This is a genomic window from Niveispirillum sp. (assembly GCF_017996735.1).
Taxonomy (GTDB): Bacteria; Pseudomonadota; Alphaproteobacteria; order Azospirillales; family Azospirillaceae; genus Niveispirillum.
On the sequence record NZ_JAGOGJ010000120.1, the window covers coordinates 1 to 19,357 of the forward strand.

Below are 19,357 nucleotides of genomic sequence, written 5' to 3' on the forward strand. Positions count from 1 at the left end.
ACCTTAGGGACATGATGCGGGCGCCCATGGGGCGGCCCCGTTCCCCCGATTGCGGCGCCGGCCCTGTTCACAGACATGCCCCGCCCCGGCAGTGGAGATTGTTCCGATGCGTAACGCTTTCACCCGTCATGCCCGTGCCACCGGCATCGCCGCCCTGCTGGTGGCCCTGCCGATCTCGGCACCGGCCCTGGCGGAAGAGGCGGGCAAGCCCGTGAACACGTTCAAGCCCATCACCCGTGAGGTGACGCCTGGTGAACGGGCCGCCGCCCAGTCCTATGCCCGACCGGGAACGGAGGCCAGCGTGGCCGCCGCCCTGGCCCTGTCCGGGCAGGGCACGCCCCGCACGCCCGACGGGTTCAGCCTGTCGGTCAGCGGCAATATGCCGACCTTCAGCAATGGTTACGGCGCCCGCCGGTCGAACCAACTGCTGGGCGACGGTCAGATCGGTTATGACGCCGAACCGTTCTATTCCAACAATCGCGGCTACTACACGCCCTATGGCTATGTCTCCGGAACGCCGCGCCTGAACTATAACGAGAGCTTCCTGCGCCACAAATATGGCGGCAACATCCTGGGCGCGCCGTCGGTATCGGCCCCGCTGGAATTCTGGGACGGACGCCGGTGACATCATGAAGGCGGGTGGACTGGCAGCGTCGATCCTCTGCCTGCTGGCCTTTCCGCCTGCCTTTGCCGCCGACCCGGCGGTCAACACCTTCAAACCCCTGCCCGGCGCCCAACCCTTGCCCGGTCAGGTCGTCTCGCTGGACGATGCCGATCTGCGCCTGCGTGAGGCGCTGCCACAACCCTGCACGGGCCGCGACCAGACGGGTGCAAAGGCCGGAACCTGGATCGGGGCGGCGGTCGGCATGATGGCCGGCATGGCATTGGGAAATGACAGCGACAGTAACGTGACGACGGCCGCCAAGGGGCTGGCCGGCGCCGGGGTCGCGTCCACCGTCGGTTATCTGGTCGGCCGCGCTTATGACGGGCCGCGCGACTGTCCCGGCCTGCGTAACGAGCTACCCCGGGTGCCCTTTGCACCCATCGCGGACGAAGTGGCCTGGGAAGAACGCCGCCGCGCCCTGGCCGGGGGGCCGTAACCAATACTCTTTCGTTTACGTGACGGATTCACCTTGGCGAATCGCTGTGCTAGATTCCGCCGAAGGTGATATGGCCGGCCTGTCGGTGCCGGTTTTCGTAGGGTTGGAGTGGCCGCCATGGCGATGCGCGTTCGTGAGGATTATCGTGGCCTGACGGGGCCGGAGAAAGCCTCCATCCTGATGCTGGCCCTGGGCGAGGAAATCGCATCCAAGCTGTTCGCCCTGATGGGCGATGACGAGATCAAGGAACTGTCGCAGACCATGGCCAATCTGGGCTCGGTCAGTTCCAACCTCGTTGAACGCCTGTTCGTGGAGTTCGCCGAACAGATCAGTTCCACCGGCTCGCTGGTCGGTTCGTTCGACAGCACCGAACGCCTGCTGACCAAGGTCCTGCCCAAGGACAAGGTCGACCAGATCATGGAGGAAATCCGTGGTCCCGCCGGCCGAACCATGTGGGACAAGCTGACCAATGTGAACGAGCAGGTGCTGGCCAACTACCTGAAGAACGAATATCCGCAGACCGTCGCCGTGATCATGTCCAAGATCAAGGGCGACCATGCCGGCCGCGTGCTTCAGCTTCTGCCCGAAAGCTTTGCGATGGAAGTCATCATGCGCATGCTGCGCATGGAAGCGGTGCAGAAGGAAGTCATCGACGATATCGAGCGCACGCTGCGCACCGAATTCATGTCGAACCTGGCCCGCACCAACCGCCGCGACGCGCACGAGATGATGGCAGAAATCTTCAACAGCTTCGACCGCAATACCGAAAGCCGCTTCATCGCGGCCCTGGAAGAACGCAACCGTGACAGCGCCGAACGTATCCGCGCCCTGATGTTCACGTTCGAAGATCTGTCCAAGCTGGACCCCAGCGGCATTCAGACCCTGTTGCGTTCAGTCGACAAGCAGAAGCTGGCCACAGCCCTGAAGGGGGCGTCGGACACGCTGAAGGACCTGTTCTTCACCAACATGTCGGAACGCGCCGCCAAGATCATGCGCGAGGACATGGGCGCCATGGGCCCCGTCCGCCTGCGCGACGTGGACGAGGCGCAGATGTACATGGTGCAGTTGACCAAGGACATGGCCGCCCGTGGCGAAATCGTCATCGCCAGCGGCAAGGGCGAGGACGAACTGGTTTACTGATCACCCTTGGCCGGTTGGCGGGCGGGGGAAAACCCGCCGCCCGACCGACCGTTTTATTTTACGCCGTCACCTTGGCCAGCGCTTCTTCCAGCGGCAGTTCCAGCTTCTCACCCGTCGCGCGGCGCTTCAGTTCCACCGTGCCGGCTTTCAGGCCGCGCGGACCGATGGTCAGTTGCCAGGGGATGCCGATCAGGTCCATGTCGGCGAACTTTGCACCCGGCCGCTCGTTACGGTCGTCATAGATCACATCGACGCCGGCTTCCTGCAGGCGGGCATAAAGACCGTCACAGGTGCTGCGGCAGGCCTCGTCATCGGCCTTCAGGTTGATCAGGGCCACCTTGAAGGGCGCCACCTGATCGGGCCAGATGATGCCGGCATCATCATGGCTGGCCTCGATCAATGCGGCCACGACGCGGGACACACCGATACCGTAGGACCCCATCTCCACCGTCACCGGCTGCCCGTCGGGGCCGGTCACCACCGCCCCCATGGGGGCGGAGTACTTGGTGCCGAAATAGAAGATGTGCCCCACCTCGATCCCGCGCGCGGTGACCAGATCGGCCGGCGCCTTTTCGGCGTCGTGCATTTCCTCGGTGGCGGCATAGATGCCGGTGTACTTGGCGAAGAAATCCTTCAGGTCGCCATTGGCGTCCGGATTGTCGGCCAGCACGTCCATGTCCAGCCAGGCCTTGTCGCAGAACACCTGGCTTTCGCCCGTGTCGGCCAGGATGATGAATTCATGGGACAGGTCACCGCCGATGGGGCCGGTATCGGCGCGCATCGGGATGGCCTTGATGCCCATGCGGGCAAAGGTGCGCAGATACGCCAGGAACATCTTGCGGTACGACAGGCGCGCGCCCTCCGCATCCAGATCGAAGGAGTAATTGTCCTTCATCAGGAATTCGCGGCCGCGCATCACGCCGAACCGGGGCCGCACCTCGTCCCGGAACTTCCACTGGATGTGGTACAGGTTCCGCGGCAGGTCCTTGTAGGACTTCACGAAGGTCTTGAAGATGTCGGTGATCATCTCCTCATTCGTGGGGCCGAACAGCATCTCGCGGTCATGGCGGTCGGTGATGCGCAGCATCTCCTTACCATAGGCCTCGTACCGGCCCGACTGCTTCCACAGGTCGGCCGACTGGATGGTCGGCATCAGCAGTTCCTGCGCGCCGGCGCGGTCCTGTTCCTCCCGCACGATCTGGCTGACCTTCTGCAGCACCTTCCAGCCCAGCGGCAGCCAGGCATAGATGCCGGCCGAGGTCTGGCGGATCATGCCGGCCCGCAGCATCAGGCGATGGCTGACGATCTGCGCCTCCGACGGCGTTTCCTTCAGCGTGGGCAGGAAGTAGCTGGACATACGCATGGGAGAGGAACTCACGGGATTGGAGTGACGATGCGCCGGACTTTATGGGCAGAACGGGCCGGCGGCAAGGGTGGCGGCGCGCTGGGCCGGTTTGCTTGGAACCGCACGGCCTTCGCCGGCGTTGCCAGAGCAGCCCGCCCCGACGGACCCGCCACGAGGACGCGATGAAACTCTTCCCCTGCCAATGCTGCGGACAGGCGCTGCATTTCGAGAATACGGCCTGCCTGCGCTGCGGCCATCATGTGGGATATCTGCCGGAGCAGGAACGCATGCTGGCGCTGGTGGCCGATGGCGGTGCCTGGCGGGAGGCCGGGCTGGAGAACGGGGCCCTATGGCGGTTCTGCCGGAACTGGGAGTTGAGCGCCTGCAACTGGCTGGTTCCGGCCGGTGACGGGACAGGGGATGCACCCGCCTTCTGTCCCGCCTGTCGTCATAACCGCACCGTGCCCGACCTGACCGACCCGGTCCGCCACGAGCAATGGCAGAAGATCGAGCGGGCGAAGCGCCGGCTTTTCCACGCCATCCACCGGCTGGGCCTATCTTGCCCCGCGCCGGGGGACAGTCACCCACAGCCGCTGGTCTTCGACTTCCTGGCCGATAATCCGGGTTCCAAGGATCGCGTGATGACGGGGCACGCAGACGGGGTTGTCACCATCGCGTTGAAAGAGGCCGACGACGCCGTCCGCGAACGGACCCGCGTCGCGATGGGGGAACCCTACCGCACCCTGCTGGGTCATTTCCGGCACGAGGTGGGGCATTATTACTGGGACCTGCTGGTCCGGGATGACGACGCAGCGCTGGAACCTTTCCGTGCGCTGTTCGGCGATGAAAGGCTGGATTACGCGGCGGCCCTGGACCGGCATCATCACGATGGCCCGCCGGAAGGGTGGCAGGAAACCCACGTCTCCGCCTATGCCACCATGCACCCGTGGGAGGATTGGGCGGAAAGCTGGGCGCATTACCTGCATATGGTCGACACGCTGGAAACGGCGGCATCGCTGGGCATGCGGGTGGAACCGGCGGTGGATGAGGAGGGCGAATTGTCGGCCGCGGTCGATTTTGATCCCTATCGCGTGCGCAACCCGGCGCGCCTGCTGTCGGCCTGGGTGCCGCTGACCGTGGCGCTGAACATGCTGAACCGGTCCATGGGGACCGCCGATCCCTATCCCTTCACCCTGCCGGACCCGGTGCGGCGCAAGCTGGGCTTCATCCACGCCCTGGTCCGGGGGGATACCGTCACGCGGCCTGCGCCATCCCCGGCAGGGTGATGACGAAGCGGCTGCCCAGACCGGGCGCCGTTTCCAGGATGATGGTCCCGGACAGGGGGCCCGCCACCAGATTATGCACGATATGCAGGCCCAGGCCGGTGCCGCCATGCTCCCGGCTGGTGGTGAAGAACGGGTCGAAGGCCTTGACCCGCACCGCCTCCTCCATACCGGCCCCGTTATCGGCGATGGTGATGATGGCCGTATCACCGATGGAAGACAGGGTGACGGTCAAGTTCCCCCCCTTCCCCGGCGGCCAGGCATGCTGGAGGGCGTTGAGCATCAGGTTGGTCAGGACATTGACCATGGCGCCCGGCTGCACCAGTGCGGTCAGGTCCTTCTGCCCGTCGATATGGAAGGTGATCGCCGCCTCGCGGAACCGGGGCTGAAGCGGGGCCGCGGCCTCGGCCACCAGGGTGGACAGGCGCTGCCGCTGCTTCGGCCCGGCATATTCCTCTGCCGACACCTGTTTGAAGCTCTGCACCAGCCGGGCGGCACGCTGCAAATTGGCCTGCAGCACGCCCATCGCCTCCCGCCCCGTGGCCAGGAAGTCGGACAGGGCCGTGCGCGTCAATGCCTTGGCCTCCACCTGGCCCGACAGGCCCGCCATCTCCTCCGTCAGGAAGGTGGAGGTGGTGATGGCCACGCCCAGCGGCGTGTTCAGTTCATGCGCCACGCCGGAGACCAGGCGGCCCAGGCTGGCCAGTTTTTCCTCCTGCACCAGCCGGTCCTGGGTGGCGCGCAGATCCTCCAGCGCGCCGGCCAGCGCATCCTTCTGCCGGGCGATGACCTCCGTCCGCTCCGCCACCTCGCGTTCCAGCTCCCGTTGCCGGCGGCGCAGCGACAGGGTGCGCAACTGCACCGCGCCCCAGGTGGCCGCCAGCAGCGCCAGCAGGACCAGCCCCCGGAACCACCATGTCTGATACCAGGCGGGCAGCACCGTCACCGGCACCACCAGCGCCCGGTCGGCGAACAGGCCGGCGCGGTTGCTGCCCCGCACCTGCAGGCGGTAGGATCCGGGCGACAGGTTGGCATAGGCGACGTGGCGGTGACTGCCGTCGCCCGCCGACCATTGTTCCTCGAACCCGTCCAGGCGGTAGAGGAACCGTGTGCGATCCGGCGCCGTGTAATCCAGGGCTGCGAATTCCACCGACAGCGACCGCTGATCCGGCAGCAGGTTCAAGGTGGGCGGGACCGGCAGGTTGTAGGGATCGGACGGCACCGGCTTGCCATCCACGCGCAACTCGGTCACGACCGTGGGGGCCAGCGTCCGCCAGGCGTCCAGCCGGTCCGGCCGTACCACGACCAGACCGTCACGGCCGCCGAACATCATCTGTCCCTCACCATCCATGGTGACGGAATTTGCCCAGAAACTGCCCACGCCCACCCCGTCCGGGCGGCCCAGCACCTGCACCGACAGATCATCGCCGTTGATCACGGCCAGCCCGGCATCGGTGGACGCCCAGATGCGGCCCGCCGCATCCTGTCGCAACGCGTTGATCAGCAGCGTGGGCAAGCCATCGCCCAGACCCAGGCGGCGGAACCTGGGCGGCTGCCCCGGCTTCCACCCGGCTTCCAGAATGTTCAGACCACCGCCCAGGGTGCCGACCCAGACGCGGCCCTTGGCATCGGTCAGGATGGCGGTGATGAAATTATGCGAAAGCGAGGCCGGATCGGCCGGGTCGTTGCGGATACGCTGAAACCCGCCGGCGGGATCGCGGTAATGCAGACCGGCATTGCCCCCTACCCACAGCCCGCCATCGGGCCCCGGCGCCAGCACCCGCAGCCGGTTGTCGATCAGCGACCGCGCATCGCCCAGCCTGGACCGGTCGGCCTTCACGGCACCGCTGGTCAGGTCCAGGGAGATCAGCCCGTCGGCCGCCATCCACAGCATGTCGCCCTGACGCATCAGGAACCAGACGGCGGCATTCGGCGCTGGCGGCGGCAAGGGCAGCGGCTCCACCCGCGCGGCACCAGGCCGGTGGCGGAACAGACCGCGCTGCGTGCCGATAAAGACGGTGCCGTCGGGACCGGTTTCCAGTGCCAGGACGGCGCCATCGGGCAGGCCGCCGCTTGCCGGCCGGATGCCGTCGCGCGTGCCCGTGGCCGGGTTCAGGATGTCGATGCCGTTGGCCTGCAACCCCGCCCATAACCGCCCGTCGGGAGCCAGCATCAGGCTGCGCACCTGCGGATCGGACAGGCGGTCGGCACGGATATGGGAGGCCGGAACCGACAGCACGGCCTGCGTCTGCGGATTGCGCCGGCAAACGCCGCCGCCCCAGGTCCCCACCCACAGAATGCCCGACCGGTCGACCAGCAGGGAACGCACATCGCTGGCCACCAGGGAACTGGACAGGGTCGGGTCGTTGCGGCGCACCACCACCGTGCCCGTCACGACATCCAGTTCCGCCAGACCCGCCCCTTGCGTGCCGATCACGATACGGTCGGGCGACAGTTCAGCCAGCGCATGTTTGGCGACCGGTGCCGCGACCGGGTCGCCTTCGCCCAGCAGGGGGAACAGTTTCTGTTCCCCCGTGGCCGGGTCCCACATGGCGACACCGGGAAACTCCCCCGTCACCCAAAGCCGGCCTTTGCCATCGCGCAGCAGCCCCTGGATCGGCGCATCGGCCGGGACGGTACCGCCCAGGGAGACGGGCGTGCCCAGATCACCCGACGGGTCGAACCGCACCAGCCCGCGCCCGCTGGCCAGCAGCAGGCCGCCATCGGGCAATTCCACCATGTCGCGGATCTGGTCCAGCACCGTGCTGTCCGGTTCCGGCCCGCGCCGTGTGTAGAAGCGGTTGGCACCCGTGGCCGGGTCGCGCACATGCACCCCGCCCACCGTTCCCGTCCACAGCCGCCCCTGCGCATCGGTCAGGATGGACAGGATCGACAGATTCTGCAGCCCTTCATTGGCACGCACAAACCGGTCGGCCGCAGCATCATACTGCGCCAGTCCCCCGGCATTGGTGCCCACCCACAGCACGCCCGTGGGATCGACATGCAGGGCGGTGACATAACTGTCGGGCAGGCTGCCCGGGTCACCGGGGTCGCTGGTATAGTGCCGGAACCGGTGCCCGTCATAGCGGGCCAGCCCGCCGCCGGTGCCGAACCAGATGAACCCCGCCCGATCCTGCACGATGGCGCCCACCACATCGTTGGGCAACCCCTGCTCCCGCCCCAGCCTCTCGAATAACGGCTCGGAAAAGGCCGACCAGTCGGCGGCCGGCGCCGTTTGCGGGAGCAGCAGCGACAAGGCCAGCAGGGCAGCGGCACCGCAGCCACGCAAGTTGAAGGGGGCGCGACGGGACGGCCGGAGGGTTGGGATCAGGACTGGCATCATCACGCGCGGGGTGGGAGGTGGCGCAGCATAGCAAGTCCGCGCGTGCTTGGGAAATCAACCTTGGCGGGCGGGGGTACCGGCCGGCCTGTCCCCAAAAGCCAGGGCGCACAGACGGACATCACGCTTTGTTGGGCATGCTCCATGGGTTGGAAGACACCCACTGTCTCATATCATCGATAAGATGGGGAATCGGGTAGCTTTCGATATCCTTCGTCGAGTGACCGGAGGCCTCCAGGTCATTGGAATGATCGGTCACGAAATCGGTGAAGCGACCAAAAATATGTGTGGGACCCGGCACCTTGACCTTGGCTTGCGTGGAAAGCCAGTTGCGCACCTCCCGAACGGCGGCGGCAGGGTCGTCATTGTGAACGGCTATGTCGGAATTCGACAGATCGGACAGAGCGGCCTGATACCTGTACCGTTCCGTCTCAAGAATCAGACATTTCTTGTTCGACCATTTGTCGCCTTTGAAACGCTGGCATCCAATATCCAAACCAAGCTCAAACGGCATATTCATCCGGTAGAATTCGCCGACGCCTTTTGATTTAATTCGGGAAAGATCATGGATAGCAAACTGCGATTGCTGGATAATTTTTATTATCTTCTCAATCCGCGCCTCACCTGAATTCAGGCTTTCCAAAGCAATCCGGGGTTCAAATCCCATATCAATGATTGAAAAAAGGAGGGACCGCAGCAGGCCTTTATACTCATCGTCAAAGGGATAATTTATGAAGACATTTTTCTCAAAGCCCATGAGTGCCATTCATCTTTTGTCGCGGGGCGGGAATGGGTCATTCCCATAGCTCCTTTTCTCCCGGATCATACCATTACGGTCATGAATGTAAAATTCGGCATGATTTCTCTTTGCCAGATCACGCCCATACTGAATCGCTTCGTCCTGTGTGTCAAAGCGTCGGGACGCGCGTACAGCACCAGCGGCCCGCACGCTCCAGCCGCCATCCGGGCTGGGAACGACATGCTTGCTGTTCCGCGTCATGGTAAACCTCCCATACCACAGGGCGTTTTCAAGCGAACTTTAACATACAATCACGCTGCCACCAGTTCAAACCGGTCCACATCCACCAGCCCCATATCGGTGATCTTCAGGTGCGGGATCACCGGCAAGGGCAGGAAGGCCAGTTGCAGGAAGGGTTCGGCCAACGGGCAGCCCAGGGCCTTGACGGATGCGCGGAGCGCCTCCAGCTCGTGTTCCACCGCCTCGAACGGTTTCAGGCTCATCAGGCCGGCCACCGGCAGGGCCAGTTCGCCGACGATCGCACCGTCCTTCACGGCCACGAAGCCGCCCCCGATCTCGATCAGGCGGTTGATGGCGACCACCATGTCGGTGTCGCTGGAACCGACGGCGCAGATATTATGGCTGTCATGGCCGACAGAACTGGCCAGCGCGCCCGACCGGATGCCGAAGCCCTTCACGAAGCCCTTGCCGATATTGCGGGTGAAGCCGTGACGTTCGACGACCACGATCTTCAGGATGTCGTTTTCCGGGTCGGCGTGGCGGCGGCCGTTGCGATAGGGGACGGTGGCCTGCAAAGCCTCGGTAATGATCTTGTTGGGCAGCACGCCAATGACGGGGGTGCCGGGGCCACTGGCCGGAATGGCGAGGTCTTCGGCCACGATTCGGTCGCGCTTGATGGAGTTCAGGCCCACGGGCAGCGGGGAGGTGCGGCCGGCGAAGGTGTCGGGTGATACCGGCTTGCCGGCGCGGATCACCTGACTGACCGTGCATTGCGCCAGATCGTCCAGCAGCACGATATCCGCCAGATAGCCGGGCGCCACCAGCCCGCGATCCTTCAGCCCGAAACCGCGCGCCGCCGACCATGTGGCCGTGCGATAGGTGGCAGCGATATCGGCCCCGTTCGCAATGGCGCGGCGGATCAGATGATCCAGATGCCCTTCCTCCGCAATATCCAGCGGGTTGCGATCATCCGTGCAAAACGCCAGGAAGGGGCTGGTCACCGGGTCGATCAGGCCGGACAGCGCGTCCACATCCTTGGAGACGGAGCCATCGCGGATCAGCACCTGCATGCCCTTGGCGATCTTCTCCCGCGCCTCGGCCTGCGACGTGCATTCATGGCAATTGCGGATGCCGCAGGAAAGATAGGCGTTCAGTTCCTTGCCGGTGACCAGGGGCGAGTGCCCGTCAATATGCGCGCCATAGAATTCCGCCAGCTTGTCCAGCGTCTCCTCATCCTTCCACAGCACGCCGGGGAAGTTCATGAATTCGGCCAGACCGATGACCTTGGGATGGTGGCGGTGGCGGGCCAGATCATCGGCCTTCAACCGCGCGCCCGCCGTTTCCAGATGCGTGGCCGGCACACAGGACGATAGCTGCACCCGCAGATCCAGGGCCGTGGTCAGGGCCGAATCCAGGAAATATTGCAGCCCCGTCTCCCCCAGCACATTGCAGATCTCATGCGGATCACAGATGGCCGTCGTGGTGCCGCGCGGCAGGACACAGCGGTCGAATTCCGATGGCGCGACCAGCGTGCTTTCACAATGCACATGCGTGTCGATGAAGCCCGGCACGGCAAAGCGGCCCTTGCCGTCGATCTCCACGACCCCGTCATAACGGTCATAGGTGCCGACGATGGTATCGCCACAGATGGCGATGTCGGTTTCATCGATGGACCCGGTTGCCACGTTCAGCAGCCGCACATTCTTGATCACCAGATCGGCGCGGTTGCGCCCCATGGCCTGATCGATCCGCTGTTTCAGGATGGCTTTGGCGGCGGCGCGGTCCATGGTGGCGGTCCTTACGTGATCAATGCGGGGTCTTGGCGCAGAGTGCGATCAGGTCGGCCTCGGCCGCCGACTGCATCGGCTTGCCGTTGAACAGGACCTGATTGCCCTGCAGCGTTACGGTACCGATCTGCGCCTCCCCCCGGTAGAGGTTATTTGTAGCGATCCCGAAGCGCCGCGCGATATCGGACGTAATGGCAATATCGATGCTTTTCGGCAGTTCGATGGCATAGCCGTCGGGCAGATCGGCGGGCGCCACCGCATCGCCATGCACATCGACGCCGGGCTTGTACTCCACATCGGCACTGGGCTGATGACGGGCGACATAGCGGCAGGCGGCGGGGTCGATGCGGATGGTGGGGGCGTCTGTCTGGGCGGCGGCGGGAAGGGTGAGCAACACGAGCAGGGTGGCGATGGCCCTCACCCTCCCATTGGCTGGCGCCAACGGGCCCCTCCCTCTCCCACTTCGTGGGCGAGGTGCGAAAAAGGACGTTGCGTACAATCCGCCCCTCGCCCGCTTGCGGGAGAGGGAGGGGCCCAAGCCTGTCAGGGCTTGGGAGGGTGAAGGAAAGCCGCGCACCAGCCCCGCCGCACCCGCGAAAAGCCCCATCAACCCTATGGCTCCCAAGACTTTTTCAAGGAATACTGGCATTTCCTTCCCCTTCCCTTTCGCCGCAAAGGGCGCCGCACAGATGCTGACATCCTACTTCAAGCTGAAAGAACTGGGCAGTGATGTCCGGACGGAGCTGCTGGCCGGGCTCACCACCTTTTTGACCATGGCCTATATCATCTTCGTCAACCCGCAGATCCTGTCGGCGGCGGGCATGGACCATGGGGCGGTGTTTGTCGCCACCTGTGTGGCCGCCGCCATCGGCTCGGCCATCATGGGGCTTTACGCCAATTACCCCATCGCCCAGGCGCCGGGCATGGGGCTGAACGCCTATTTCGCGTTCACCGTTGTGGGGCAGATGGGCTATTCCTGGCAGGTGGCGCTGGGGGCCGTGTTCCTGTCGGGCATCCTGTTCATCATCCTGTCGGTTCTGCCCGTGCGCGAGGCGGTGGTGAATGCCATTCCCCGCACCCTGAAACTGGCCATATCCTCCGGCATCGGCCTGTTCCTGGCCATCATCGCGCTGGAGAATGCCGGCCTGATCAAGGCGCACCCGGTCACGCTGGTCACCATTGGCGATCTGACCAGGCCGCAGCCTGTTCTGGCCGCCATCGGCTTCATCCTGCTCTGCGCGCTGGCGGCACGGAAGGTGACGGGATCGGTGATCCTGACCATCCTGACGGTGGCGGTCGTGGGCATGGGGATCGGTGCCTCGCCCTTCAACGGGCAGATCGTCTCCCTGCCGCCCGACCCCAGCCCGACATTGCTGGCCATGGACCTGAAAGGCGCGTTCAGCGTCGGGCTGATCACCGTAGTCTTCGCCTTTTTCTTCGTCGATCTGTTCGACACGGCCGGCACCCTGATCGGTGTGTCGCATCGGGCCGGGCTGCTGGACAAGGATGGCAAGCTGCCCCGCCTGAAGCGCGCCCTGTTCGCCGATGCGGCGGCGACGACCGTGGGTGCGGCGCTAGGCACCTCCACCGTCACCTCCTATATCGAGAGTGCGGCTGGCACCAATGTTGGCGGGCGCAGCGGGCTGACGGCGGTGACGGTGGCGGTACTGTTCCTGGCCTGCCTGTTCTTCGCACCGCTGGCCGCCAATATCCCCGCCTATGCCACGGCTCCGGCCCTGCTCTACATCGCGTGCCTGATGGCACGCGGGTTGACGGAGGTGGATTGGGAGGATGTCACCGATTATGCACCGGCCGTTATGACGGCGATTGCCATGCCGCTGACCTATTCCATCGCCCATGGCATCGCCATCGGCTTCATCACCTACACCGGCATCAAGGTCCTGGCCGGGCGCTGGCGCGATGTCGGGCCGGTGGTGGCGGTGCTGGCAGGGCTGTTCCTGCTGAAATTTATCCTGCTGGCGTGACCGATTCTGATCGGGTCAGTATCGGGGCCGTTACCACCGGGACGGCCCCGGCGCCTGAGCCCATGATCGACGCCCATTCAATGGGCAGCCAAAATCATGACAACGATAGCATTGATTATTTTTTAGGCTGATGCATGCTATTTCATCTTCGCTTCCCTTGACGTAAACCGCCACACTCGATCAATTGATCAGGAATTCGGATCAAAGCCAGAATATTTAATAATTTCAATGCACTAGATCTATAACGCCGTGCCCGCGAGCCATGTTTCAAGCTCATGCATACGATTTGATGCATGCAATCGTGGCAATGCTGCCACAGTCGGCGCTGCATTTTTGTGCGATGGCGGTGATCGTTGAATTTTGATGGTGACGGGTTGCCGCAGCCTGCCTATACTCCGCCCCACAAAAGAAAAGACCGCGCCAGCAAGGCAGCGCGGCCTGAGTTTAGGGAGGAATCGCCACCAGGCGGTGTCAAAACAGGGATCCAACCCCGTTCGACAAGATAAGTTTTTAACTTTCTGAATATGAAGGCAAGCCGATTTTATCGGCTTGCCTTTTTATTTGGTCGATTTTTGGATTTATGCCTAGATAATCATCAATTGCCACCCATCCGAACAGGCGTTTGCCCAATCAAAAGGCGGCATAGCCGGCAAAGCCGGCGGCAATGGCGCGTTTCCATGGCAAATCGTGATTCGACATAGCGATCATGGCAGGGCAATCGGCCCGATGGGCGCCGGGCAGAAAACCGACATTCATCAGGAACGTGCCCACGATCTCCCCACCCGTGAAGCGGAAGGTCTTGGCGAACAGTTTGATCCATTCCGCCTTGGATCGGGGGTGATGGGCCAGCAGCCAGGCATGGAACGACCCGTGGCTATCCCGCAGACGCTGAACCACCTGTGCATTATGGATGGCGGCCTGCACCTTCAGCCGATTGCGGATGATGCCGGGATCGGCCAGCAGCCGGTCGATATCATCGGGACCGAAGGCGGCCACCCGGTCGACGGAAAACCCGGCATAGGCCGCACGGAAGCTTTCCCGTTTCTTCAGGATGGTCAGCCAGGACAGGCCTGCCTGATTGATCTCCAGGATCAGCCGTTCAAACAGCTCATCATCCCCCGTCAGGGGCACGCCATATTCATGGTCGTGATAGGGGCCATGCCATTCATGCCCCTGCGCCATATCGCAATAGCCAGACATCTTGTCCACCCGGTTTGCAGGGTTGACAAGATACCCGATATGACGCCGGCTGTCGCGCCGTTTGTTCTTGTTTTGTGCCCACGCGCGCCGATCCGGACCTATTCCCGGAACAGGGCCCGCCAATCCACCAGGCCGAAATGGCCGCTGGCCCAGGCCAGCAGCACCAGGACCGCCGAGATGACGGAGGTCCAGAGAAACTTCTTGATGATCATGGGCCGGGCCGGCGCACCCGGCTGGTGCCCCACTTCATCGACATCGCCTTCCTGTTTCCGGCCGAACGGCAGGACCATGAACAGAACGGTCCACCAGACGGTGAAATAGATGGCGGCCCAGGTTGCCCAACCCATGATCTCAATCCTTCCTAACCGTCAGACCTGTTCAATCTCGACCAGCGTGCCGAACAGATCCTTGGGATGCAGGAACAGCACCGGCTTGCCATGGGCGCCAATCTTCGGCTCCCCATCGCCCAGCACCCGCAGACCGTCGGCCTTCAGCTTGTCCCGGGCGGCGATGATGTCCTCCACCTCGTAACAGACATGGTGGATGCCGCCGGACGCGTTATTGGCCAGGAATTTGCCGATGGTGCTGCCTTCCCCCAGCGGGTGCAACAGCTCGATCTTGGTGTTCGGCAGCTCCACAAAAACCGTGGTCACGCCATGTTCCGGCAGATCCAGGGGCGCCGAAACAGTGGCGCCCAGCGTGGTACGATAGGTTTCCGCCGCCACGGTCAGATCCGGTACGACAATGGCGACATGGTTCAAACGGCCAATCATCACCCTCTCCTCTTTTATGGTTCGTTTGTTCGGTCCCGAAAATAATCACGGGCGACGTCGCCGTCACCCGTGACAAATCGGCACGATGCCGTCCGCTCAGATCCGGACCAGATGCACTTCCGTCAGGGGCTTGCGCCCCTGGCTGGTGCTGAAGGACCGGCGGATGGCGATACGGGCTGCCTCCTTCACCTGGGCATCATCCATACGGGCGGCCTTGGACAGGTTCTCAACGGACAGACGCACGCGGGCGATCAGGTCCGCCGTCTCCTCATCCATCTCATCCTCTTCCAGCAGGCCAATGGCGGTGACCTTCGGATCGGCCAGAAGCTCCCCGCGCGGCGTCATGACCAGGGTCACCATGGACACCCCGGCCTGGGCCATACGGCTGCGGCCCCGCATGGCCATATTGGTCAACGGCACGATACGCTTGCCGTCGATACACAGCTTGCCGGCATGCACATGGCCCAGGTTCGCCGCCGGGCCGGGACCCAGACGGATGACCATGCCATCATCGGGCACCACCACCTCCGGCACCTGACAATCCCGCGCCAAGGCGGCATGCACCGTCAGATGGCGATGCTCGCCATGCACCGGCACGGCGATCTTCGGCCGCACCCATTGATACATCTGCACCAGTTCGTCGCGTGCCGGATGGCCGGAGACATGGACGAATTCCTCATCCGCCGTGATGACCTGGATACCCAGCCGCATCAGGCCATTCTGGATCTTGGCGATGTCCTTCTCATTGCCCGGAATTTCGCGGGCGGAGAAGATGACGACATCATCCCGTTCCAGAACCACATCGGGATGGTCATCATTGGCGATACGAGCCAGCGCCGCGCGCGGCTCCCCCTGCGACCCGGTACAGATCACCACCAGCTTCTCACGCGGGACATATCCCGCCTCCCGCTCCGTCAAAAACGGCGGCAGGTCGGACAGGTAGCCATTGGCCCGCGCCGCCTCGTTGATGCGCCACAGCGACCGGCCGGCCAGCGCCACCTTGCGGTCATGGGCCTGTGCCGCCACGGCGATGGACTGCAGGCGGGCGACATTGCTGGCAAAGCAGGTAACGGCGATACGGGTCTCGGTGAACCGGCCGAACAACTCCTTGAAGCTTTCCTGCACCGCCGCTTCCGACCCCGATGTGCCCGGCACCATGGCGTTGGTGCTGTCGCAGATCATGGCCGTGACGCCCTCGCGCCCCAGCTTCTTCAACGCCTCTTCATCCGCCAGCAGGCCGATGACGGGATCGGGGTCCAGCTTCCAGTCGCCCGTATGCAGCACAGTTCCGGCGCTGGTGCGGATCACCAAGGCGTTGGGCTCGGGGATCGAATGGGTCAGGCTGATCAGTTCGAGATCGAAAGGACCGATGCTGACCTTGCCGCCCAGCGGGATGATATTGATCGGCACCTTGTTCTGCAGGCCCGTTTCCACCAGCTTGGCCTTCAGGAAGCTGGCCGTGAACGGCGTACACCAGACCGGAACGCGCAGATCCTCCCACAGATGCGGAATGGCCCCCAGGTGATCCTCGTGCGCATGGGTGACCACGATACCCAGAAGATCGCCGCGGCGGTCCTCAATAAAGCTGGTATCGGGCAGAATAATATCAACGCCGGGGGTCGTTTCGTCACCGAAACTGACGCCCAGATCGACCATCAGCCATTTGCCCTGATGGTGATAGAGGTTCAGATTCATCCCGATCTCGCCCGCCCCACCCAGGGGGACAAAATGCAGTTCCTTCGGGTCGAAATCCTTGGTGTCCAGATGCTTGGCTTCGGTCATTCGGTCCTGGTTTCAGTTGGCAGCAGCGTTGCGTTCATGGATCAACCGGAGACCCCGCAACGTCAGGTCCCCATCAATATGGTGGATCATGTCGGTACCCTCGGCGAACAGGCGGACCAGACCGCCGGTGCCGATGACCGTCACCTTTGTCTGCCCGTCCGGCGACAGTTCGGCGATGATCCGTTTCAGGATGCCTTCGATCATCCCGGTATAGCCCCAGAACATACCCGACTGCATGGCGGCCACAGTACCACGACCAATGGCGACATCCGGCTTGGCGATGTCCACCTTGGGCAACTGGGCCGCCACGCGGTGCAGCGCATCCAGTGACAGGGCCGGCCCCGGGGCGATGACGCCACCGGCAAAGGCGCCTTCCGCATCCACCACATCAAAGGTGGTGCCGGTACCGATATCGATAACGATCAGGGGCGTGGGGTAGGAGGCAACGGCAGAGACGGCATTGACCAGACGGTCCGCCCCCGCCTCCCGCGGGTTCAGCAGCTTGACCACCAGGCCCAGATCAACCGATGGATCGCCTACCCGCATCGGTGTGCATCCGAAATGATCCTCGGTCAGCTTGATCAGGGCATAGGTCTGTGACGGCACCACCGACGACAGGATGGCGGCATGGATATCGGCGGGTGTGATGCCCTTCATGCCCATCAGGGTGACCAGCCAGACGGCATATTCGTCTGCGGTGCGCTGGCTGTCGGTGGAAATGCGCCAATGAGCCCGCTTCTCATTCCCATCAAAGACGGCGAAGACGACATTGGTGTTGCCGGCATCGATAGCCAGAAGCATCTCAACTCCTTCCGCTGGGAAAGAACACATCGCCCGCCGTGACGCGGCGGACGGTTCCGCCGACATCGACCAGCAGCACGCCGTCATCATCCATGTCGATCAGGCGGCCCGTAAAGGTTTCGTCATGCAGGCGAACCGTCACGACCCCACCCAGACCCTGCGCCGCATTCAGCCAGGCCGCGCGGACCGGTGCGAAACCCTGGCTCAGGAACCGGTGATACCAGGACTGGAACGATGTGGCATAGGCGGTCAGCACCTGTTCCACCGTGACATCGGCGCCGGCCGTCAGCAACGCGGTGGCCGGATACAGCGCCTCCTCCGGCGCGTGCCGGACATTGATGCCGACACCCAGAACCAGCCAATCAACCGAACCGGCGCGACCCGCTTCGGACTCCAAAAGGATACCGGAGATTTTGGCCCCATCGACCAGCACATCATTGGGCCATTTCAGGGTGACCTTGCCCGGCACCAGGGCCGACACCGCCTCCCCCACCGCAATGGCCGCCACGAAGGAGGTAAGGGCCGCCTGACCCGGCGGCAGCCCGGGGCGTAGGATCAGGGAGCAGGCGAGATTACCTGGCTCGCTGCTCCAGGCCCGCCCGCGCCGGCCCCGCCCCGCCGTCTGGCGCTTGGCCCAGATCAAGGTACCTTCGGGCGCACCTTCGGCGGCCATCTGCTTGGCCACGTCATTGGTGCTGCCGCATTCCTCCAGGACGTGGAGATGAAAAAACGCGGGCAGCAAGGCCACCCGCGTTTCATCAGATCGGTTCTGTCCGGTCAGCATCGCCGGAACGCCGGTCACCGGGCCCCGAACAGGGCAGCGGCGGCAGCGGCCGCACCGGAGGTGATCGGCGACAGGAAGATGATATAGACCGGGAACACAAACAGGGCGGTACCGGCGACCACAAAACCGGCGGTCGGGGTCGGACGGTCCAGCGGCTCCGTCACATCATCAAAGTACATGGCCTTGATGACACGCAGATAATAGAAGCAGCTAATGCCCGACGCGATGACGCCGATGATGGTCAGCGGGTACAGGCCCGCCTGCACAGCCGGCAGGAACACGGCCCACTTACCCCAGAAGCCCGCCGCCGGCGGCACACCGGCCAGCGACCACATGAACACGGCCATGGCGAAGGCCAGCATCGGGTGGGTCTTGGACAGGCCCGCCAGATCGGCGACCTCTTCGACCGCACGGCCCGACTGACGCATCGACAGGATGACCGCGAAGACACCGACATTCATGGCCAGATAGATCGCCATGTAAATCAGCACGCCGCGCACACCCTCGACCGAGCCGGCGGACAGGCCGACCAGCGCGTAGCCGATATGGCCGATTGAGCTGTAGGCCATCAGGCGTTTGATGTTCTTCTGCTGGATGGCGCCCAGGGCACCGATGATCATGCTGGCGGCGGCGCAGAACTGGATCACCTGCTGCCACTGCATCACCAGATCGCCGAACGGGCCAACCAGGACACGCATGAACAGAGTGATGGCCGCCACCTTCGGGGCCACGGCGAAGAAGGCCGTCACCGAGGTCGGCGCGCCTTCATAGACGTCCGGCGTCCACATATGGAACGGCACGGCCGAAATCTTGAAGGCCAGACCCGACGCCACGAACACCATGCCGATGATTACACCGACCGACGGCGCACCCTCAGCACCGGTCAGTACGGCAGCCAGCTTGTCAAAGCTGGTGGTGCCGGCGAAGCCATAGACCAGGGACGAGCCATAGAGCAGCAGACCCGATGACAGCGCACCCAGCACAAAGTACTTCAGGCCAGCTTCCGTCGACTTGGCCACATCGCGCTTGAAGGACGCGATGACGTAGAGCGCCAGCGA

General features: G+C 63.8%; 18 protein-coding genes. 5 read left to right on the forward strand and 13 right to left on the reverse strand.

Going from position 1 to position 19,357, the window contains the following annotated elements; all coding sequences use genetic code 11:
- Positions 1-106 precede the first annotated feature (106 nt).
- The 3 genes from KBA48_RS25795 to fliG all read left to right on the forward strand — a co-directional run bounded on the left by KBA48_RS25795 (position 107) and on the right by fliG (position 2,240).
- Positions 107-625, forward strand: coding sequence for a hypothetical protein (locus tag KBA48_RS25795; RefSeq protein WP_292911565.1), 519 nt, complete (start codon positions 107-109; stop codon positions 623-625).
- Between the two features lie 4 nt (positions 626-629).
- Positions 630-1,100: a hypothetical protein gene (locus tag KBA48_RS25800; protein WP_292911566.1), complete on the forward strand. Its 471-nt coding sequence runs from the start codon at positions 630-632 to the stop codon at positions 1,098-1,100.
- A gap of 117 nt (positions 1,101-1,217) precedes the next feature.
- Positions 1,218-2,240, forward strand: a complete 1,023-nt coding sequence (gene fliG / locus KBA48_RS25805; RefSeq protein WP_094457618.1) for a flagellar motor switch protein FliG — start codon at positions 1,218-1,220, stop codon at positions 2,238-2,240.
- A gap of 58 nt (positions 2,241-2,298) precedes the next feature.
- On the opposite strand, the gene proS is transcribed toward fliG, so the two are convergent.
- Complete coding sequence (proS, locus tag KBA48_RS25810; RefSeq protein WP_292911567.1) at positions 2,299-3,603, reverse strand: proline--tRNA ligase; 1,305 nt, start codon at positions 3,601-3,603, stop codon at positions 2,299-2,301.
- 164 nt (positions 3,604-3,767) lie between these two features.
- Here proS and KBA48_RS25815 point away from each other — a divergent pair, with 164 nt between their 5' ends.
- Positions 3,768-4,871, forward strand: coding sequence for a putative zinc-binding peptidase (locus KBA48_RS25815; RefSeq protein ID WP_292911568.1), 1,104 nt, complete (start codon positions 3,768-3,770; stop codon positions 4,869-4,871).
- Here the strand turns inward: KBA48_RS25815 and KBA48_RS25820 are convergent.
- The 5 genes from KBA48_RS25820 to KBA48_RS25840 all read right to left on the reverse strand — a co-directional run bounded on the left by KBA48_RS25820 (position 4,840) and on the right by KBA48_RS25840 (position 11,395).
- On the reverse strand, positions 4,840-8,157 hold the full coding sequence (locus tag KBA48_RS25820) for a sensor histidine kinase (RefSeq protein ID WP_292911569.1): 3,318 nt from the start codon (positions 8,155-8,157) through the stop codon (positions 4,840-4,842). The two genes, KBA48_RS25815 and KBA48_RS25820, sit on opposite strands and share 32 nt — an antisense overlap.
- A gap of 172 nt (positions 8,158-8,329) precedes the next feature.
- Entirely contained in the window at positions 8,330-8,965 is a 636-nt protein-coding gene (locus tag KBA48_RS25825) for a hypothetical protein (RefSeq protein ID WP_292911570.1), read from the reverse strand.
- A gap of 9 nt (positions 8,966-8,974) precedes the next feature.
- Positions 8,975-9,208, reverse strand: a complete 234-nt coding sequence (locus tag KBA48_RS25830) for a DUF2188 domain-containing protein (protein ID WP_292911571.1) — start codon at positions 9,206-9,208, stop codon at positions 8,975-8,977.
- A gap of 50 nt (positions 9,209-9,258) precedes the next feature.
- Entirely contained in the window at positions 9,259-10,974 is a 1,716-nt protein-coding gene (gene ade, locus KBA48_RS25835) for an adenine deaminase (RefSeq protein ID WP_292911572.1), read from the reverse strand.
- Positions 10,975-10,993: 19 nt separating this feature from the next.
- A complete protein-coding gene (locus tag KBA48_RS25840) occupies positions 10,994-11,395 on the reverse strand; it encodes a hypothetical protein (RefSeq protein WP_292911573.1) in 402 nt (133 codons plus the stop codon).
- Between the two features lie 268 nt (positions 11,396-11,663).
- On the opposite strand from KBA48_RS25840, the gene KBA48_RS25845 reads away from it, so the two are divergent.
- Entirely contained in the window at positions 11,664-12,959 is a 1,296-nt protein-coding gene (locus KBA48_RS25845) for an NCS2 family permease (protein ID WP_292911574.1), read from the forward strand.
- A gap of 630 nt (positions 12,960-13,589) precedes the next feature.
- On the opposite strand, the gene KBA48_RS25850 is transcribed toward KBA48_RS25845, so the two are convergent.
- The 7 genes from KBA48_RS25850 to nuoN form a co-directional block, all read right to left on the reverse strand.
- Entirely contained in the window at positions 13,590-14,159 is a 570-nt protein-coding gene (locus KBA48_RS25850) for a DNA-3-methyladenine glycosylase I (RefSeq protein WP_292911575.1), read from the reverse strand.
- A 98-nt stretch (positions 14,160-14,257) separates the two neighbouring features.
- On the reverse strand, positions 14,258-14,506 hold the full coding sequence (locus KBA48_RS25855; protein WP_292911576.1) for a DUF1467 family protein: 249 nt from the start codon (positions 14,504-14,506) through the stop codon (positions 14,258-14,260).
- A 21-nt stretch (positions 14,507-14,527) separates the two neighbouring features.
- The gene (gene mce, locus KBA48_RS25860; RefSeq protein WP_292911577.1) at positions 14,528-14,932 is read right to left on the reverse strand and encodes a methylmalonyl-CoA epimerase; all 405 of its coding nucleotides are present in this window, start codon (positions 14,930-14,932) and stop codon (positions 14,528-14,530) included.
- A gap of 96 nt (positions 14,933-15,028) precedes the next feature.
- Positions 15,029-16,714, reverse strand: coding sequence for a ribonuclease J (locus KBA48_RS25865; RefSeq protein ID WP_292911578.1), 1,686 nt, complete (start codon positions 16,712-16,714; stop codon positions 15,029-15,031).
- 12 nt (positions 16,715-16,726) lie between these two features.
- The gene (locus KBA48_RS25870) at positions 16,727-17,515 is read right to left on the reverse strand and encodes a type III pantothenate kinase (protein ID WP_292911579.1); all 789 of its coding nucleotides are present in this window, start codon (positions 17,513-17,515) and stop codon (positions 16,727-16,729) included.
- Position 17,516: 1 nt separating this feature from the next.
- Complete coding sequence (locus KBA48_RS25875) at positions 17,517-18,263, reverse strand: biotin--[acetyl-CoA-carboxylase] ligase (protein ID WP_292911580.1); 747 nt, start codon at positions 18,261-18,263, stop codon at positions 17,517-17,519.
- Positions 18,264-18,313: 50 nt separating this feature from the next.
- A partial coding sequence (nuoN, locus tag KBA48_RS25880) for an NADH-quinone oxidoreductase subunit NuoN (RefSeq protein ID WP_292911581.1) occupies positions 18,314-19,357 on the reverse strand: 1,044 nt, incomplete at its 5' end.

Bases quoted from the DNA above. Each gene is read 5' to 3' on its own strand.
- ade (WP_292911572.1), bottom strand. From the start codon at position 10,974: ATGGACCGCGCCGCCGCCAAAGCCATCCTGAAACAGCGGATCGATCAG.
- KBA48_RS25795 (WP_292911565.1), top strand. From the start codon at position 107: ATGCGTAACGCTTTCACCCGTCATGCCCGTGCCACCGGCATCGCCGCC.
- KBA48_RS25825 (WP_292911570.1), bottom strand. From the start codon at position 8,965: ATGGGCTTTGAGAAAAATGTCTTCATAAATTATCCCTTTGACGATGAG.
- KBA48_RS25830 (WP_292911571.1), bottom strand. From the start codon at position 9,208: ATGACGCGGAACAGCAAGCATGTCGTTCCCAGCCCGGATGGCGGCTGG.
- fliG (WP_094457618.1), top strand. From the start codon at position 1,218: ATGGCGATGCGCGTTCGTGAGGATTATCGTGGCCTGACGGGGCCGGAG.
- KBA48_RS25845 (WP_292911574.1), top strand. From the start codon at position 11,664: ATGCTGACATCCTACTTCAAGCTGAAAGAACTGGGCAGTGATGTCCGG.
- proS (WP_292911567.1), bottom strand. From the start codon at position 3,603: ATGCGTATGTCCAGCTACTTCCTGCCCACGCTGAAGGAAACGCCGTCG.
- KBA48_RS25865 (WP_292911578.1), bottom strand. From the start codon at position 16,714: ATGACCGAAGCCAAGCATCTGGACACCAAGGATTTCGACCCGAAGGAA.
- KBA48_RS25870 (WP_292911579.1), bottom strand. From the start codon at position 17,515: ATGCTTCTGGCTATCGATGCCGGCAACACCAATGTCGTCTTCGCCGTC.
- KBA48_RS25850 (WP_292911575.1), bottom strand. From the start codon at position 14,159: ATGTCTGGCTATTGCGATATGGCGCAGGGGCATGAATGGCATGGCCCC.
- KBA48_RS25800 (WP_292911566.1), top strand. From the start codon at position 630: ATGAAGGCGGGTGGACTGGCAGCGTCGATCCTCTGCCTGCTGGCCTTT.
- mce (WP_292911577.1), bottom strand. From the start codon at position 14,932: ATGATTGGCCGTTTGAACCATGTCGCCATTGTCGTACCGGATCTGACC.
- KBA48_RS25815 (WP_292911568.1), top strand. From the start codon at position 3,768: ATGAAACTCTTCCCCTGCCAATGCTGCGGACAGGCGCTGCATTTCGAG.
- KBA48_RS25855 (WP_292911576.1), bottom strand. From the start codon at position 14,506: ATGGGTTGGGCAACCTGGGCCGCCATCTATTTCACCGTCTGGTGGACC.